Source organism: Pseudomonas sp. TH37, from assembly GCF_016650735.1.
Classification (GTDB): Bacteria; Pseudomonadota; Gammaproteobacteria; order Pseudomonadales; family Pseudomonadaceae; genus Aquipseudomonas; species Aquipseudomonas farris.
Map to the genome: position 1 here is coordinate 143,137 of NZ_JAEKFD010000010.1, position 18,035 is coordinate 161,171.

Below are 18,035 nucleotides of genomic sequence, written 5' to 3' on the forward strand. Positions count from 1 at the left end.
GTTATTCCTCGATCATCGATTGAGCCATGGCATCGCGAGCCGGCTGCATCAAGTACTGCAACAACGTGCGTTGCCCGGTGATGATCAATACGTCCGCCGGCATCCCCGGCAACAACTTGCGCTCACCCAAGGTGCGCGCACCCTCCTCGGTTACCCGCACCCGCGCCAGGTAGTAGGCCGTCCCGGCCTTTTCGTTGACCAGCCGGTCAGCCGATACGCTGCTGACCTCGCCTTCGATCACCGGAGTGGTCGAGCTATTGAACGCGCCGAAACGGATATCGGCACGCTTGCCGATGGCGACACGATCAATATCCACCGGCGCCACCTGGGCCTCTATGACCAGCTCGGAAACCGAGGGCACGATATCCAGCAGCGGCGTCGCCGGGCTCACGACCCCCCCAATGGTGTGCACTGTCATGCCAATCACCATGCCCGCGTCGGGTGCGCGGATGACGATACGACTGAGCCGGTCTTCCAGGGAGGAGGTTTTCTCTTGCAGGTCGTACATCCTGGTCTGAACCTCGGCCAGCTCCTTGACCACCTCGGTACTGAAATCCTTGTCGATTTGCAGAATCTGCAGCTGTGTTTCGTTGATCTGCAGACGAGTCTTGTTAATAGCGGAACGGTGATCAGCCACCTCCGACCTGAGCATCCCCAGCTTGCGTTCCTGCTCGAGCAGACGTTGTTTGTCAACGAACCCTTGCTTGAGCAGGTCGGTCAATTCAACGATTTCACCGCTGTAGGATTTCTCCAGTTGAACCTTGGCAGCAATCATCGATTCCAGTCCCTTGATCTGTTGATTCAACTGGCCAATGCGCTCGCGCAACACCGATATCTGGCCCAGTCGCGAGCCCTGCCGGGCGTTGAATACCTGGGTCTCGCCCTGGCGCGCTTCCACTCCTCGCAGACTCTCGGAATCGGCTATCTCCCCAAAGCTGATCGCCGACAGTGTGTCGCGCTCGGCTCTGAGCCTTGCCTCCATGGCTCTGGTCGCGACCAACTGGCCTCGGGTAATCTCGTATTCGAAGCGCAACTGGGCATCATCAAGGATGATCAGCGGATCACCACCCTTGACGATGTCACCGTCATGGACCAGTACCGCTTTGACGATGCCCCCTTCAGGGTGCTGGACCGTTTTGCGGTAAGTCTGCACGGTGACCACTCCCGGCGCGAAAGCGGCACCGTCGAGGGGCGCGAGCGCCGCCCAGGTACCGAACAGGCCGAAGGTCACTCCTACAATACCAATGCCCAGGCGGCGTGCTTTACGATCAGATATCGGCAGGCCGGCGAAGCTTTCAATTTGACGACTGGGCATCGTAGGGTTCATCGGCATCGCCCTTGCTGGTTTTGACCGAAGCCATGCTGGCGCCTGCCGACATGGCGTGCTTTTGTGCCTGCTGTCTCTGCGCGTTGAGTTCGGCGAGCACCTGCTCGCGTGGTCCGTAGAGACTGATAACCCCTGCGTTCATCACCATGAGTCGGTCAAGTTGCGACACGATGTTGGTTCGGTGGGTAATGACAAACAGGGTCGCGCCGGTCTGCTTGAGCTGCTGGATGGCAGCCACCAGGGCGCGATCACCGACTTCGTCAAGATTGGAATTGGGCTCGTCGAGAATAATCAGCCGCGGGTTGCCATACAGGGCACGGGCCAGCCCGATGCGCTGGCGCTGCCCTCCCGACAGCATGAGGCCCTCACTGCCAATGACGGTGTCGTAGCCATCGGGCAACTGCAAAATCATTTCGTGAACGCCAGCGGTCCTGGCAGCCTGAATGACTTTCGCCGAGTCGACCTCGGTGAAGCGGGCAATGTTCTCGCTGATACTGCCTTCGAACAGTTCAATGTCCTGGGGCAAGTAACCTATATGCGGCCCAAGTTCATGTTTGTCCCACGCGCTGATGTCCGCGCCATCGAGCCGGACCACACCATGCAGCGGCACCCATACCCCCATCAGTGCCCTGGCCAGGGTGGACTTGCCCGCGGCACTTGGACCGATGATTCCGACAACGCAGCCGGCAGGTACGCTGAAACTTATGTTGTTGATGATCGGCGTTTTCGAGCCAGGTGCCGCAACAACCAGACTCTCCACCTGCACGTGCCCCTGAGGCGCCGGCAATGACATACGCTCGGGCTGAGCCTGTTGTTTGTCGAGGATGTCGTTGAGACGGCGGTATTGCGAGCGGGCCGCAATAAAGCCCCGCCAACTGCCGATGATCAGATCGATGGGGGCCAATGCGCGCCCTAGCAGCACGGCCCCGGCAAACACCAGGCCAGCCCCCACTTGATGGTCCACGGCCAGGTACGCCCCCAGGCCAAGGATCAGTGATTGCACCAGGATCCGGAAGGTCTTGGAAAGCGTGCTGATTATGGCGCCTCTGTCGCTCGCCTCGGCCTGCAGCAACAGAACGTTTCTTTGACGAAGTCCCCATCGGTCCATAAGGGTTTCAAGCATGCCCATGGATTCGATGACTTCAGCGTTGCGCAGATTTTTCGTGGTGTAGAGCGTCGCGCCAATATGTTCCTTGTTCGCTTGGGCCAGCGCCGGCCCCGTCAACCTCTCATTGATAAACGCGAGCAATAACAACAGCAGCGCACTGCCCGTCGCTACCCAGCCAAACCAGGGATGAAACATGAACATCACGGCGATATAGATAGGCAACCAGGGCGCATCGAAGAAGGCGAACAAACCGTTACCGGAGAGAAATTGCCTCAAGCCCGTCAAGTCGTTGAGCGACTGGGCCGAGGCATCCATGCCGCCACTGTCCAGAGCCCGTTTGAAACTGGCCTTATAGACTTGGCGACTCAGCAACACATCCAGTCGGGTACTGACCCGAACCATGATGCGCGAACGAATCCACTCCAGGGAACCGAGCGTGATAATCAGCCCGGTCATGATAAGCGTCAGCATTGCCAGGGTTGTCAGGCTTCCGCTGGCCATCACTCGCCCATACACCTGAAGCATGTAGAAGGTAGGCACGAGCATGAGCGCGTTGATGAAAAAGCTGAAAAAACCAACAGAAATAAAACTATCTCTACAGGCTTTCAACGCATTTTTCAGGCTGTTTTCAGGTGTGCTTCGCATTGAAACCCCTGCTCGCAAAAACCATCTTTTGGAGCTTAGATCATGCCGAACGACTGTGTGGAGCCATCGGCCGGATCACCTCCCCCTGCAACGACCCGGCGGTGAGGAGCGCCAAGCTATCGGCGACGAGGCCAGGATGCGCTATGACGAGATGTCGCCCCTATCGCGGGCTGATGAGAGGTTTCTGGTTCAGGGTTACCGGCCAAACAGCAGGATTTCCAGGCAAGCGCTGCTTTGGTCGTGCGCCCTCCTTCACTTATGGCAATCCGATGGTCGGCACCGACAGGCCGTACTTCATCGACCAAATCAACATGTTCACCGGGTTGCGGAGGCTCAGAGGAAGGCAGTCAAGCCCAAGCACTGCGACAAAATCCATCGCAGTGCGTAGCGCTCGCTGGCTTACGGGTGCCAGCCGATTACAGATCGGTGATCTCCTTATGGCGTGGTACCAGCGCCTTCATGACGCTCCATGCCACCAGATAGGCCAACGCACAGATGGCAAACATGATCATGTAGCCGGTATGAATATCACCGATCAGTTTGTAGTGATCAATCACCCAACCACCGATCTTGGTCATCACTACGCCGCCCAAGCCGCCGGCCAAACCGCCAATACCGACCACCGAAGCGATGGATTTTTGCGGAAACATGTCCGACACGGTGGTGAAAATGTTGCACGACCATGCCTGGTGCGCCGATGCGCCTACGCCAATCAGCAGCACTGGCACCCAGAAACTGATGTAACCCAATGGCTGCGCCAGCAACACCAGCAGCGGGAAGAAAGCGATCACCAGCATGGCTTTCATGCGACCGTCATACGGCGCGTCGCCGCGTGACATGAAATAGCTGGGGAACCAGCCGCCGCCGATGCTGCCGACCATGGTCATGCTGTACAACACGGCCAGCGGCATCACGATGGCCTCGCCTTTCATTCCGTATTGCGCCGATAGATAGGTGGGAAGCCAGAACAGGAAGAACCACCACACACCGTCGGTCATGAATTTACCGAAAGCAAAAGCCCAAGTCTGACGGTAGGTCAGCAATTTGAACCACGATACTTTCTTATCGGCGACACCCGGTACCGGGCGGGTGACCACCTGCACGACCTGATCGCTGCGGATGTAGGCCAGTTCCTGCGCCGAGAGGCGTTTTTGCTGCTCCGGTTTCTCGTACAGCGCAATCCATACGCCCACCCAAACGAAGCCCAACATACCGATCACGATGAAAGCCGCTTCCCAGCCCCATAGGCTGGCAATCAGCGGCACGCAGATCGGCGCCAGGATCGCGCCCACATTGGCACCGGAATTGAAAATGCCGGTGGCGAAGGAACGCTCCTTCTTCGGGAAATATTCTGCGGTGGCCTTGATTGCAATCGGGAAGTTGCCCGCTTCGCCTATCGCCAGCACGGCGCGCGACACCATGAAGCCTGCGATGGAAACCGGAATCATGGCAATGCCGAACGCGCTGCTCACGGCACCAATCCCCTCACCCATCGGCACCGCAAAGGCGTGCATGATCGCGCCGGTCGACCAGATGCTGATCGCTACCACATAGGCAGTCTTGGTGCCGATCTTGTCGACCACCCGGCCGGCAAACAGCATGGAAATCGCGTAGACAAACTGAAAGACCGAAGCGATGTTGGCGTAATCGCTATTACTCCAGCCAAATTGCGTCGATAGGTCCGGCGCCAACAGACTCAATACTTGGCGGTCGAGGTAATTGACGGTGGTGGCAAAAAACAACAGCGCGCAGATCGTCCAGCGATATTTACCGACGGCCTGGCCGACTCGCTGAGCATTGATGGGCTCGTTCAGATTCATGGCATCACTTTATTGTTGGATTAGGGTGATGATTGCCGACGAATTGTCTGTCGTCGTACAACTTGGCTTTTTATATCGAGTCCCCTACCACCCTGTCAATCTGAAAAATGGCCGTCTGTCTCAAAGACATGTAGGCCCATATCCCGCAAGAGACGCGGGAAATACTGGCCGATAGCCCTTCAGTTTTCCCAGTATGACGACGACAACGTGTTCAACCATAGTCATACGATCACTGCGCGTTCCCCCTCTTTTTCTCTCAGTGGGCTTGCACGGTCCATGCCACAAGTCGGGCAACGATTGGACGCACCAGGAGCACGCAGACGAACGCCGAAGGCATTGCCACTCGATACGCATTCATCACATTTTCCATGTAATGTTCACCTATTCCGAATTCAGCGATTGTGATGACGAGACACATGAGAAACGCCATGATAGTGGCCATGTAAAGCGCAAAGACGTAAGGCGTCGCGTGTTTAGGCAAGCGAAAACGTGCAGTATTTCTAGTTGTTCTATCGGTCATCGATTTGAGCCTTGTCGATCTTGAGTGGCGAGAGCGGCTAACCTAACAAGCTGTCGCACACGCCGGTAGACGCGTTACGCTTGAATCACTCTTAAGAAAAATCAACGAATCGAGCACGGGGACCCGATGGATATTCTTGGTTTGATCAATACCTATATCCGTGTGGTAGAAAACGGCAGCATCGCGGCGGCGGCCCGTGCCCAAGGCATGAGCGCCGCGGCGGTCAGCCAGAGCATCACGCGGCTCGAAGCCCACTTGGGCGTGCGTCTGCTCTCTCGTACAACCCGGAGCATGGCGCTCACCGAAAGCGGCACTCGCTATTTCGAGAAAGTGCGCCACATTCCGGGCGATATTGATCTCGCCTCGCAAGCTGCCACGGTCGAAACCAAGCCGCATGGGCCGCTTTTCATCGCCACCACCGCGGCATTTGGTCGGCATGTACTCGCGCCATTAATGCCCGCATTCAAGGACGCCTACCCGCGCATCAACATCGAACTGATCAGTACGGATCGCAGCGTCGATCATCGGCTGGAGGGCGTCGACGTCAGCATCCGTATTGAAGCGCAGCTGAACGATCAGCTCATCGCCCGGCGTATCGCCTCGCGTCCTTTCGTGTTCTGCGCGTCACCCGCGTATCTCGACCGCGCGGGCATGCCGACAACACCAGAGGAGCTGAAGCAACACACTTGCCTTGTCTTTCGCTATCCAACTGATGGTCGTTTTCTGCCCTGGACCTTTGTACTCAATGGCAGCCGTTTCGAAGCCAAAGTCAATCCGGGCTTCATCTGCGATGATATTGATACGATCGCGCAGATTGCTGTAAACGGTGGCGGGATCGCACGCCTCGCCAGCTTCGTTGCTCAGCCATTGATCGACAGCGGCCGACTACTGCCATTGTTCGAGTCGGGCAATCGCAATGCAGCTTGCGCAGAGCCTGAACCGATGCACATCTATGCCTGCGTCACCGAGCGATCGGCTTTGAATGCGAAGGTGCGCGCGTTCATCGATTTTCTTGAACGAGAGATGCAAAGCCAGTCGCATGTACTCGCATAAGCGCTCTTTCCTTGCGCAGTTCGGCACTCAAAAACAGACCTTTAAAGCCTTGCCGTGACCCAACGAGCAGGGCTCATTCCTGAAACCGCGCCCGATACCGCCCCGGGCTCTCCCCCGTCCACTTCTTGAACGCGCGATGAAACGCACTCGGCTCCTGAAATCCCAACTGTTCGGCAATATCGCTGATGCTCGCCTTGCTCTGGCGCAACCGTTCAAACGCCACCGCGCGCCGCACTTCATCCTTGATTTCCTGATACGAACAGCCTTCACGCCCCAGTTTCCGGCGAAAGGTGCTTGCGCTCAGGTGTTGCTCCAGGGCGAAGGCCTGCAAGGTTGGCCATTCGCTGTAATGGCTGTGGCGCAGGCGCTGATGAACCAGCGACGCCATCCCATGCTGGTTGCGGAAACGGATCACCAGCCATTGCGGGGCGGTGCGTAAAAACACTTTCAGCGAGGCAAGGTCTTGAACCACCGGCAGCCGCAGATAGTGACTGGCGAATTCGATTTCGGTGCGTTCGGTGCCGAAGGTCAGGTTGGGCCCCCAGAGCAAGGCATCATCACGCAGCGACAAACGCTGATGACGAAAGTCCGCACGATCGATAGAAATACGCCGCCCGCCCAGCCAGCACAGCAGACTGATCATCAACACCAGAAACGTTTCTTCGCCCAACCGGCTGACCTCACTGTTCTGCGAACAGGTCTGCAAGCTGATGACCGCACGCTTGCCACGCACACTCAACGTGCCGCGAAAATCACGCAGGAACAGGGCGAAATTGGCCAGGCACTGACGCATGGCTTTTTCCAGCGTCGGCTCCTGAATCAATGCCCGACAGATCAAGGCAAAACTGCCCGGCGGCATGCCATGGGAGTCCAACTGGAAAAATTCGTCGTTCAACTCACGAATCTGCACCAGCCACAACGCGGCGAAAGCCGTGGCCGGCACCCGTGCCGTCGGCTGATCCATCAGTGCCGGATCAATTCCCACCTGCTCAAGTACTGCCCGCAGGCGCTGCGGTTCCTCACGTAGCGCATGGATCATGGGGTACATGAAGTAAACCGCCACCGAATCCGTTTCCCGCATTTGAATGCCTCTCTCGTCACATCTGAATATGGCAAAAAACGCCATCATCCTTGAACAGTTTTGGCATAGGCCTGTGGCGCTGCTGATTCTAGACTCGTGCCCAACAAAAAAGACCTATTCAGAGAGCCAACATGAACCATTCCGATATTTTTGTAGTGAGCGCCGTCCGTTCTGCCATCGGCAGCTTTGGCGGTTCACTCAAGGATGTGCCGCCTATTCAGTTGGCAACCGACGTTTGCCGCGCCGCTATCGAACGATCAGGCCTGGCGCCCGAGCACATCGGCCATGCGGTGATGGGACATGTCATCCCGACCGAGGCACGCGATGCCTACATCTCCCGGGTCGTAGCGATGAATGCAGGCCTTACGAAAGAGACTCCCGCCTTCAACGTCAACCGTCTTTGTGGTTCGGGTTTGCAGGCGATTGTCAGTGCCGCGCAAAGTTTGATGCTGGGGGATGCGGGCGCTGCGCTGGCCGGTGGCGTCGAGTCCATGAGCCGAGGCGCGTACTTGTTGCCGCAGGCGCGCTGGGGCGCACGAATGGGCGACATGCAGGCCGTCGACTACATGCTTGGGGCACTGCAAGACCCGTTTGCCGGTTTCCATATGGGTATCACCGCAGAAAATATCGCCGAGCACTATGGCATCACGCGCCAGACCCAGGATGAATTGGCGCTTCTCAGCCAGCAGCGTGCTGCCCGAGCGATTGCCGAAGGGCGTTTTGCCGGGCAGATCGTGCCGATCGAAATAGCGACCCGCAAAGGGACGGTTTCGTTTGCGACGGATGAGCATGTACGGGCCGAGGTCAACGCCGAGCAATTGAGCCGCATGAAACCCGCCTTCAAAAAGGACGGTAGCGTCACCGCCGGCAATGCATCCGGCCTCAATGATGGGGCCGGCGCACTGATCATGGCCACGGGCCAAACTGTTCAGGAACAAGGCCTCAAGCCAATGGCCCGACTGGTGGGTTATGCCCACGCCGGCGTGGAACCTTCGATGATGGGACTGGGACCGATTCCCGCCACCCGTCTGGTGCTCAAGCGCGCCGGCCTGACCGTTGCCGATCTTGATGTGATCGAGTCCAACGAAGCCTTCGCAGCCCAAGCCTGTGCCGTAGCGCAAGAGCTGGGCTTCGATCCACAGAAGGTCAACCCCAACGGCTCGGGCATCTCGCTGGGCCATCCAGTGGGCGCCACTGGCGCGATCATCGCCACCAAAGCGATTCACGAACTGCATCGCTGCCAAGGCCGTTATGCCCTGGCAACCATGTGCATCGGCGGCGGCCAAGGCATCGCCGTGTTGTTCGAGCGGGTTTGATAAGGACATGCGCATGAACCTACAGAACATTGGCGTCATCGGCGCCGGCACCATGGGCAATGGCATCGCGCAAGTCTGCGCCCTGGCCGGCATCAATGTGACTTTGATCGACATCTGCGAGAGTGCCTTGCAAAAGGCAATCGCGACCGTCGATAAAAACCTCGATCGGCAGGTCGCCAAAAACACGCTGACGCACGAGCAAAAGCTCGCTGCCCTCGACAAGATTCGCACCAGTACCGATTACAACAGCCTGCAAAACGTGCAAATGGTGATCGAAGCCGCCACCGAAAACCTCGACCTGAAACTGCGCGTGCTGCAACAAATCGCCGCGCAGGTCAGCGCCGACTGTGTGATTGCCTCGAACACGTCGTCGCTGTCCATTACTCAACTCGCTGCCAGTGTCAGTCAGCCTGAGCGCTTCATCGGTCTGCATTTCTTCAACCCGGTGCCGGTCATGGGCCTGATCGAAGTGATTCGTGGCCTGCAAACCAGCGATGCTACCCACGCCTTGGCGCTGGACATGGCGACCACACTCGGCAAAACCGCAATCACCGCGGGCAACCGTCCGGGTTTCGTGGTCAACCGGATTCTGGTGCCGATGATCAATGAAGCGATCCTGGTGTTTCAGGAAGGCCTGGCCAGCGCCGAAGACATCGACGCAGGCATGCGCCTGGGCTGCAACCAGCCGATCGGCCCGCTGGCGTTGGCGGACCTGATCGGCCTGGACACCGTGCTGGCAATCCTTGAAGCCTTCTACGACGGCTTCAACGACAGCAAATACCGCCCCGCTCCACTGCTCAAGGAAATGGTCGCCGCCGGTTACCTGGGACGCAAAACGGGGCGTGGCTTCCATGCCTACGCCTGAGCGTTGCTCGCGCTTCGCCGAATACCGGGACAAGGTGCTGGAGCTCTTTGCCAGCAAGGGTTTCGGTCAGGTAGGCATGCGTGAGCTCGCGACCTGCCTGGGGCTCGCCCCGGGCTCGCTGTATCACCATTACCCCAGCAAGCAGCACATGCTGCTCGACCTGATCGAGGAGTTCTACGAAGAGCTGCTGGCCACCCTGGGGCGCATCGAACACGCGGCCCCGGCAAAACGCGACAGACTCAACCAATTGATCCGCGCGCACCTGAATCTGTATCGGGAGATGCCCTGGCATTTTCGCTTGGTGGAGCGCGACAGCGGCTGCCTGAATGAAGAGCAGCAGGAACGGGTCCGGCAACTGCGCGAGCAGTACGAACGCAAGTTGCTGCTGATGCTCGGCGTCCGCCCCCGATTCAGTGAACAGGGCCGGATGGCCGCCGGTCATGCCATTGCCGCCTTGCTCAACGGCGCGCCCAGTTGGCTGACGCACTATTCACTGGATGAACAAGAGCGCGATAATCTGATGGAAAACATGGTGAGTGGCGCCATCGAGCGGTTGCTGGCGCCAAAACGCACACATGACACGATAAGCCTCGCCCCGTCTCTAGAAAAAATATCTAGAAAAATCCAGACACCCGCCGCGTTATAAAGCGTTACAAGAAGGTCTGCCCACCCGCATTTGTCCTATCCTTTCATCCACCCAACAACTCCGGACATCGAAATGCCTGCCCCCGAATCCACCCTCCTCCAGAGCTGGCACCACAACGCCCCATCCTGGATCGAGGCTATCCGCACCGGCACCATCGAAAGCCGCCTCAAGGTCACCGACCAGGCAATACTGCTGGCGGTACTAGGCCGCCAACCCGAGCGTGTGCTCGACCTGGGCTGCGGCGAGGGTTGGCTGTTGCGTGCGCTGGCTGAACGGGCCATCGAGGCGGTCGGTGTGGATGGCGATGCGACGCTGGTGGAGGCGGCGCGGGCGGCGGGCTCTTCGCGGGTGCATTTGGCGAGCTATGAGGAGTTGGTGGAGGCGAAGGTGGATATCGGCAGCGACTACGACCTGATCTGCGCCAACTTCGCCCTGCTGCACCAGGACATCATCCCCCTGCTCGCCGCCATGAACGCCCTGCTCGCCCCCGGCGGCGCGCTGGTGATCCAGACGCTGCATCCGTGGACCGTGGCGGCGGGCGACTATCAGGATGGTTGGCGGGAGGAGACCTTCACTGGGTTCAAGGGGCAGTGGCAACCCATGCCGTGGTACTTCCGCACGCTGTCCAGTTGGCTCAATGCGCTGGACATGGCCGGTTTTCGGCTGGCTGGCCTGCAGGAACCGCAGCACCCGCAAAGTCCTGTGCCGCAGTCGTTGCTGTTGGTGGCTGAGCAACGGAGTGATTGCGACTGACCTGGGGCAAAAGTAGCCATCTTGATCCAGTCCTCAACAAATCCGACAAATGACGCACAAACAAAAACGCCGCTCAAAGAGCGGCGTTTTTGCGTTTGGAGCGCAATACAAGATTCACCTGTATTTTGCGCGCCTCAGGGCGTTTCAGCTCCAGGGACGGTCTCCATTCTCGTCCTTGATGCGGGTCGGCAGACCCATCACATCCAGCGCCTTGAGGAACGGCTCGGCCGGCAGTTCCTCGACGTTGGCCATGCGCTGCACATCCCACTCCCCGCGTGCGACCAGCAGGGCTGCCGCCACAGGTGGCACGCCAGCGGTATAGGAAATGCCCTGGCTGTCGGTTTCTGCGTAAGCTTCTTCGTGGTCGGCCACGTTGTAGATGAACACTTCGCGCGGCTGGCCATCCTTGGTGCCTTTTACCAGGTCGCCGATACAGGTCTTGCCGGTGTAGCCAGGCGCCAGCGAGCTCGGATCAGGGAGCACGGCCTTGACCACTTTCAGCGGCACGACTTCCAGGCCTTCAGCGGTTTTGACCGGTTGCTCGGAGAGCAGGCCGAGGTTCCTGAGTACGGTGAACACATTGATGTAGTGCTCGCCAAAGCTCATCCAGAAACGCACGTTGGGCACGTCGAGGTTCTTCGACAGCGAGTGCACTTCATCGTGGCCGGTCAGGTACAGATTCTGCGCCCCTACAACCGGCAGGTCGTCGGTGCGTTTGACTTCGAACATTGTGTTGCTGGTCCACTGACTGTTCTGCCAGCTCCACACTTGTCCGGTGAATTCGCGGAAGTTGATTTCCGGATCGAAATTAGTGGCGAAATACTTGCCATGGGAACCGGCATTGACGTCGAGAATGTCGATCGAATCAATACGGTCGAAATACTGTTGTTGCGCCAACGCTGCATAGGCGTTGACCACACCTGGGTCGAAGCCCACACCGAGGATGGCGGTGATGTTCTTCTCTTTGCATTCCTCGAGGTGCTTCCACTCGTAGTTGCCATACCAGGGCGGCGTCTCGCAGATTTTGCCCGGCTCTTCGTGAATCGCGGTGTCCAGGTAGGCCACGCCGGTATCGATGCAGGCACGCAGCACCGACATGTTGAGGAAGGCAGAACCGACGTTGATGACGATCTGCGATCCGGTTTCGCGGATCAGCGCCTTGGTCGCTTCGACATCCATAGCGTTGAGCGAGAAGGCTTTTATATCGGCGGGCTCTTTGAGGCTGCCCTTGGCCTTGACGCTGTCGATGATGGCCTGGCATTTGGAGATGTTGCGCGACGCGATAGCAATACGACCGAGTTCATCGTTGTGCTGCGCGCACTTGTGGGCCACCACCTTGGCGACACCTCCTGCACCAATGATAAGTACGTTCTTCTTCAATTTTTCTCTCTCTCCTTCTCTGCCAGCTTACGAAAGGCTGGACATGTAGTCGTTGTAACCAAACTCACGAACCACCTCGACACTACCGTCGAGTTGTTTCACTACGATGGACGGCATTTTCAGGCCGTTGAACCAGTTCTTCTTGACCATGGTGTAACCCGCTGCGTCGATGAACGACAGCCGATCGCCGATGGCCAGAGGACGATCAAATTGATACTCACCGAAAATGTCGCCGGCCAGGCAGGATTTGCCGCACACCATGTAGGTGTGTTCGCCTTCGCTGGGCGCCAGCTTGGCATTCAGGCGATAGATCAGCAGATCGAGCATGTGCGCCTCGATGGAGCTGTCCACGACGGCCAGGTGCTTGCCGTTGTAAAGGGTGTCGAGCACGGTGACTTCCAGCGATGCGCTCTGAGTGATGGCGGCTTCGCCCGGCTCCAGGTAGACCTGCACGCCGTATTTTTGCGAAAAGGCCTTGAGCCGCGCGCAGAACTCGTCGATCGCGTAGCCTTCACCGGTGAAGTGAATGCCGCCGCCCAGGCTGACCCACTCGACCTTGTGCAGCAGGTGGCCGAACCGCTCTTCGATGGTGCACAGCATCTGGTCGAACAGGCCGAAATCGGCGTTCTCGCAGTTGTTGTGGAACATGAAGCCCGAGATCTGCTCGATGACCTGCTCGATCTTCACCGGATCCCACTCGCCCAGACGGCTGAATGGCCGCGCCGGATCGGCTAGCAGGTAATCCGAGCTGCTCACCTGCGGATTGACCCGCAGACCGCGCACCTTGCCCGCTGAAGCTTCAGTGTAGCGCTGCAACTGGCCAATGGAGTTGAAGATGATCTTGTCGCAGTTGTCGAGCATCTCCTCGATCTCGTCGTCGGCCCAGGCCACGCTGTAGGCATGGGTCTCGCCAGCGAACTTCTGTCGACCGAGCTTGAGCTCATAGAGCGACGACGACGTAGTGCCGTCCATGTATTGCTGCATCAGATCGAACACCGACCAGGTGGCGAAGCACTTGAGTGCCAGCAGGGCCTTCGCCCCGGACTGTTCGCGCACATAAGCGATCTTCTGCATGTTCGCCAGCAGCTTTTGTTTGTCAATGAGGTAGTACGGCGTCTTGATCATTTCGAGGCCTCCGGTAAGGCCAGCCAAAAAAAGGATGCGCATTGTGCCTTCACTGGCTACATATCGAAAGAGCAGAGAGCGCAGATCGCTGAGTCGCCCTAACTGGATCCAAAGAGGCAACGCCACCGGCGGCTTAAACGGCCGTCAGTCAGTGCTGCCCAGAATGATGCATAGCGGGGCGCCGCGCCATCGGATGCTGCCTGGTCCTCACGGTGACGAAATGCCGTCTTCGATGCATAAAAATTCGTCATCGTTTTGTAACCTTCCAATAGCAATACTCAGGCTGCTCAACGCCTGCTGTTTTTTCTGCTGCCACTTTAGGCGGCTTTTTTTTTGCTTGATGATTTTGGCATCAGCTTTGCCCGCTTCGGTCAGCCCGGCGGGCTGGGTGATGTCGCACTCCACATGCGCGCGCCGTCATGATGGGAAGGCAGTGGACTGGAGGGAAAAGGCGTCCTTAAGAGCGCCTTCGTCGGCAAGTCTGGCTCCTACGAAAAGCGGTTTACTCGCTTAACTGACTGACCAGGTTTTCAACGGCCAGAGCCAGTCTGCATGTAACGCCTGCCTGGCATCTCTTAAACAGCTTGCCTTATACGAAAAAGTCTCTTTTAAACCACCACCACTTCTTCAAATACATCAGTCAACTTCTTTTAAGACATAACCCAGCATCAAATCATCGAAGGCGATCCGCACTCACACTTCATCGCGCCGGAAGTTATCCCCCTCAACAAATAAACCCATCACCTATCAGCACACTGCACCTGATTGGACAGTCATTATCTTGACGCATTCAACTAACACTTTCCACGAATAACATAAGGCTTTAATAACACTCAAATTAACATTAACAAGCCTTGCTGACTTTTTATAACAACCATTGACACCCAGAGGCCGGCACCCTAGATTAATGGCACTCTGCCAACGCCAAAACGACACATCAACTTTGTCAAGTTAATGGAATGTTGAGTTTCTAAGTTATTTCATTCCCGGTACAACGCATGAAATATGTAGACGATATTACGAAACTCTTTACACGTTTTGGCGCTAATGCGGAGAACTATCAGGAAATACAACCGAACTATAAAGCTTTCAAAGACGCCCCGGTTACACCTGTACTGGTTGAGCCAGAACCGTCGGTAGCCTTGCCTCCCCCAACACCAACACCAACGCCCCCTGTGTTTTTACTGGACGAGCCACAGCCTTCTTTATTGATTGGCGCGCCCAAACTCCCTCCCCTGACCGAGCCACCTGCCAGTTCTGCTACGGGTGATCGTCAGCGATTGAGCGACCTGTTGCGTGAACTCAATCAGGTTCGTCGAGACGGTCTGCCAGAAACGACTCGCAAGCGGACCAAAGCGAAGGTCATTGCTATCGTTTCGGCGAATGGTGGTGTGGGTAAAAGCACCGTCGCCGCTGGCCTCGCAAAAACACTTCGACGCCCCGGTGGGCGAACCATCGCGATTGATCTGGACCCTCAGAACGCGCTGTCCAGCCACTTGGGTATCAACAGGCAGGTTCCCGGGCTGATCCAGCTCAAAGAGCAGGACGCAGACTGGGGCGCTCATCGCCTGCCGGGCTATAGCGACAGTGAGTGCCTGCCCTTCGGCACTGGCGAGGTGAACGATCGCCGATTGCTCAAGCAATTGATGCTCGAAGATTCTGACTGGTTGAATCAGCACCTTGCGTCAATGGACCTCAGCGAAAACGATACCGTGATCCTGGACACTCCTTCGGGTGCGACCGTCTATTCGCAACAGGCACTCGACGCCGCCGATCTGGTGCTGGTGATGACGGTGGCCGACGCGGCTTCCTACCTGGCACTGGATACCATGACCCAGTGGCTGGAAACCACCCAACGACGCGCGCAGCGGCATCGGTATGTGCTCAACCAACGGGATGACTCGCGCTCGTTCAGCAGGGACATGGGCGTGCTGTTTCTGCGGCGGCTCGGCGCTGACCTGATCGGGACGATTCGCCTCGATCACCAGTTCAACGAGTCGCTGGCCTATGGTCGGGACCTCCTCCAGTACGCACCTGAGAGCATTGGCTGCCAGGACATTCTTTCGCTGTCCGGCGCGGTCCATGCCCTGCTTTTCGCGGATACTTCCAGCCAGCAGGGCACGCCATGACCGCCCAGCTGAATCAGCTACCTGCAAAAACGTGGTGGTTGCAGGGGCTACTGGATACTTTCCAGGCTCGCGTCAGTCGATGGCCCCTGCGTTGGCGCCAAGTCCTGAAGATCTCAGCCGGGCTGATCGCAGCATTGTTGGTGCTGGGTATCCTCACTGCGCCGCTGAATCTGTATTCCCAGGCCGCGTTTGCCGCCGTCTGTTTTGCCGCCAGCCTGATCATCCGCAAGCAAGCCGGACGTCTGGCGATCCTGACCCTGATCACCCTCTCGCTGATCGCTTCGTTGCGTTACATGTACTGGCGCCTGTCCGACACCCTGAACTTCGACAACTGGCAGGATGCCGTATTTGGCTACGGGCTGGTGCTGGCCGAACTGTATGCCTTGCTCGTCCTGGTGTTCGGCTATGTACAGACCGCCTGGCCATTGCACCGCAAACCGCAGTTTCTGCAACAGCCGCCCGCAGAATGGCCGACGGTAGACGTCTTCATTCCTACCTATAACGAATCATTGGGTATCGTCAAACTGGTGGTGCTCGCTGCTCAGGCCATTGACTGGCCCGAGGGTAAACTGCGGGTGCACATGCTCGATGACGGACGCCGGGAGGAATTCAAGGTTTTCTGTCAGCAGATTGGTGTCAACTACATCACCCGCGACAACAATCAACATGCCAAGGCCGGCAACCTCAACGAGGCACTCAAAGTCACCGATGGCGAGTTCATTGCCATATTCGACGCCGACCACGTGCCCACCCGCTCCTTCCTGCAGATCACCATGGGCTGGTTTTTAAAGGACCCGAACCTGGCGTTGCTGCAAACGCCGCACTTTTTCTATTCACCCGATCCGTTCGAAAAAAACCTCGATACCTTTCGCTCGGTACCCAATGAAGGTGAGCTGTTCTACGGCCTGGTGCAGGACGGCAACGACCTGTGGAACGCGGCATTCTTCTGTGGCTCGTGCGCGGTCATCCGGCGGACTCATTTGCTGGAAGTCGGCGGCATCGCCACCGAAACCGTGACGGAGGATGCGCACACGGCACTCAAGCTCAATCGCCGTGGTTTCAATACCGCTTACCTCGCCGTGCCACAAGCGGCGGGACTGGCTACCGAAAGCCTTTCCCGACACATCAGCCAGCGCATACGCTGGGCGCGGGGCATGGCGCAGATTTTTCGGACCGACAATCCGTTGTTTGGCAAAGGACTGAACCTGGGGCAGCGCATCTGCTACCTCAACGCCATGATGCACTTTTTCTACAGCCTGCCCCGCCTGGTGTTCTTGACCGCACCCTTGGCCTACCTGTTTTTCGACGCGCAGATTTTCCATGCCTCGGCGTTGATGGTCACGGTCTATGTACTGCCGCATATTTTCCATTCCAGCCTGACCAACTCCAGCATCCAGGGACGCTTCCGCCATTCCTTCTGGAACGAAGTGTATGAGTCGGTATTGGCCTGGTACATCATGCGACCGGTGCTGTTGGCCCTGATCAGCCCTTCGCTGGGCAAATTCAACGTGACCGACAAGGGCGGCACCATTGAAAAGGACTATTTCAACTGGAAGCTCGCGCGGCCTTATATCGTCCTGCTGACCTTGAACATGATCGGTCTGGCGATCGGCGTGGTGAAACTGATCGGGAGTGATTCTGCCGAGGCCACTACCCTGCTGATCAACCTGGCCTGGACCGTGTACAACATCGTCATCGTCAGCACCGCTGTGGCGGTGGCCACTGAATCCTCTCAGGTGCGCAACGAACCCAGGGTGCCCGCGGATCTGCCCGTGCGCGTCTATCGCGAAGACGGCACCTGGTTCGATTGCATAACCCGGGACTTCTCACAAAACGGCGTGGGTCTGGCACTGCCACCGCAGGTTCTGCTCAGCGTCAATGAGAAGCTGCGGCTGTGCATTCTGCGCACACCTCCCTCAAGCCTCTTTCCTGCAAAAACGGTCTTCAGCAACGACAACGTGGCGGGCGTGCAATTCGAGGCTTTGACCCTGCGCCAGCAAAGTGAGCTGGTGCGACTGACCTTTTCACGGGCCGACACCTGGGCCAACACCTGGGGTAACGGCCGCCTCGACGCGCCCATGTCGGCGTTGCGCGAGGTCAGCAGCATTGGCTTTCGCGCCATCCTGCGCTTGTTCATTGCAACCCTAAAGGACAGCCAGGCGCTGCTGCGCAAACGCCCGGACACTCCATCACCTATCGACTCCACCGCGGACACGCAACGATCTTGAAGCCTTCCATTCGCCGGACCTTTCTTCCTCGTCGCTCAC

15 protein-coding genes are annotated in these 18,035 nt (G+C 57.8%); 7 read left to right on the forward strand and 8 right to left on the reverse strand.

What is annotated here, in order from left to right; translation table 11 throughout:
• Position 1: 1 nt before the first annotated feature.
• The 4 genes from JFU11_RS23140 to JFU11_RS23155 form a co-directional block, all read right to left on the reverse strand.
• Positions 2–1,315 (reverse strand): HlyD family type I secretion periplasmic adaptor subunit, encoded by a 1,314-nt coding sequence (locus JFU11_RS23140; protein ID WP_123722441.1) that lies wholly within the window; start codon positions 1,313–1,315, stop codon positions 2–4.
• Entirely contained in the window at positions 1,296–3,080 is a 1,785-nt protein-coding gene (locus tag JFU11_RS23145) for a type I secretion system permease/ATPase (protein WP_201062200.1), read from the reverse strand. Before JFU11_RS23145 ends, JFU11_RS23140 begins: the two co-directional genes overlap by 20 nt.
• Before the next feature lie 416 nt (positions 3,081–3,496).
• Positions 3,497–4,900, reverse strand: coding sequence for an MFS transporter (locus JFU11_RS23150; protein WP_201062201.1), 1,404 nt, complete (start codon positions 4,898–4,900; stop codon positions 3,497–3,499).
• Positions 4,901–5,156: 256 nt separating this feature from the next.
• Positions 5,157–5,420, reverse strand: coding sequence for a DUF2798 domain-containing protein (locus JFU11_RS23155; RefSeq protein ID WP_201062202.1), 264 nt, complete (start codon positions 5,418–5,420; stop codon positions 5,157–5,159).
• Positions 5,421–5,546: 126 nt separating this feature from the next.
• Here JFU11_RS23155 and JFU11_RS23160 point away from each other — a divergent pair, with 126 nt between their 5' ends.
• Positions 5,547–6,473: a LysR family transcriptional regulator gene (locus JFU11_RS23160; RefSeq protein WP_201062203.1), complete on the forward strand. Its 927-nt coding sequence runs from the start codon at positions 5,547–5,549 to the stop codon at positions 6,471–6,473.
• A 73-nt stretch (positions 6,474–6,546) separates the two neighbouring features.
• Here the strand turns inward: JFU11_RS23160 and JFU11_RS23165 are convergent, their stop codons facing one another.
• Positions 6,547–7,554 (reverse strand): AraC family transcriptional regulator, encoded by a 1,008-nt coding sequence (locus JFU11_RS23165; RefSeq protein WP_201062204.1) that lies wholly within the window; start codon positions 7,552–7,554, stop codon positions 6,547–6,549.
• 131 nt (positions 7,555–7,685) lie between these two features.
• On the opposite strand from JFU11_RS23165, the gene JFU11_RS23170 reads away from it, so the two are divergent.
• The 4 genes from JFU11_RS23170 (at position 7,686) to JFU11_RS23185 (ending at position 11,134) form a co-directional block, all read left to right on the forward strand.
• Complete coding sequence (locus JFU11_RS23170; protein WP_095053332.1) at positions 7,686–8,870, forward strand: acetyl-CoA C-acyltransferase family protein; 1,185 nt, start codon at positions 7,686–7,688, stop codon at positions 8,868–8,870.
• A 13-nt stretch (positions 8,871–8,883) separates the two neighbouring features.
• Complete coding sequence (locus JFU11_RS23175; RefSeq protein ID WP_123722434.1) at positions 8,884–9,735, forward strand: 3-hydroxybutyryl-CoA dehydrogenase; 852 nt, start codon at positions 8,884–8,886, stop codon at positions 9,733–9,735.
• Positions 9,722–10,381 carry a TetR/AcrR family transcriptional regulator gene (locus JFU11_RS23180; protein WP_201062205.1) on the forward strand — a complete coding sequence of 220 codons (660 nt, stop codon included), beginning with the start codon at positions 9,722–9,724 and terminating at the stop codon, positions 10,379–10,381. Before JFU11_RS23175 ends, JFU11_RS23180 begins: the two co-directional genes overlap by 14 nt.
• Before the next feature lie 72 nt (positions 10,382–10,453).
• Positions 10,454–11,134, forward strand: a complete 681-nt coding sequence (locus JFU11_RS23185; protein ID WP_201062206.1) for a class I SAM-dependent methyltransferase — start codon at positions 10,454–10,456, stop codon at positions 11,132–11,134.
• A 144-nt stretch (positions 11,135–11,278) separates the two neighbouring features.
• Here JFU11_RS23185 and JFU11_RS23190 read toward each other — a convergent pair whose 3' ends face one another.
• From JFU11_RS23190 to JFU11_RS23200, 3 genes are all read right to left on the reverse strand, one after another.
• A complete protein-coding gene (locus tag JFU11_RS23190) occupies positions 11,279–12,514 on the reverse strand; it encodes a saccharopine dehydrogenase family protein (RefSeq protein WP_123722431.1) in 1,236 nt (411 codons plus the stop codon).
• Positions 12,515–12,541: 27 nt separating this feature from the next.
• Positions 12,542–13,639, reverse strand: coding sequence for a carboxynorspermidine decarboxylase (nspC, locus tag JFU11_RS23195; protein WP_048393627.1), 1,098 nt, complete (start codon positions 13,637–13,639; stop codon positions 12,542–12,544).
• Positions 13,640–13,846: 207 nt separating this feature from the next.
• Entirely contained in the window at positions 13,847–14,044 is a 198-nt protein-coding gene (locus JFU11_RS23200; protein WP_123722430.1) for a hypothetical protein, read from the reverse strand.
• Positions 14,045–14,637: 593 nt separating this feature from the next.
• Here JFU11_RS23200 and bcsQ point away from each other — a divergent pair.
• Complete coding sequence (gene bcsQ, locus JFU11_RS23205; protein WP_201062207.1) at positions 14,638–15,768, forward strand: cellulose biosynthesis protein BcsQ; 1,131 nt, start codon at positions 14,638–14,640, stop codon at positions 15,766–15,768.
• The gene (gene bcsA, locus JFU11_RS23210; protein WP_123722428.1) at positions 15,765–17,996 is read left to right on the forward strand and encodes a UDP-forming cellulose synthase catalytic subunit; all 2,232 of its coding nucleotides are present in this window, start codon (positions 15,765–15,767) and stop codon (positions 17,994–17,996) included. The genes bcsQ and bcsA overlap by 4 nt, the downstream gene beginning before the upstream one ends.
• Positions 17,997–18,035 lie beyond the last annotated feature (39 nt).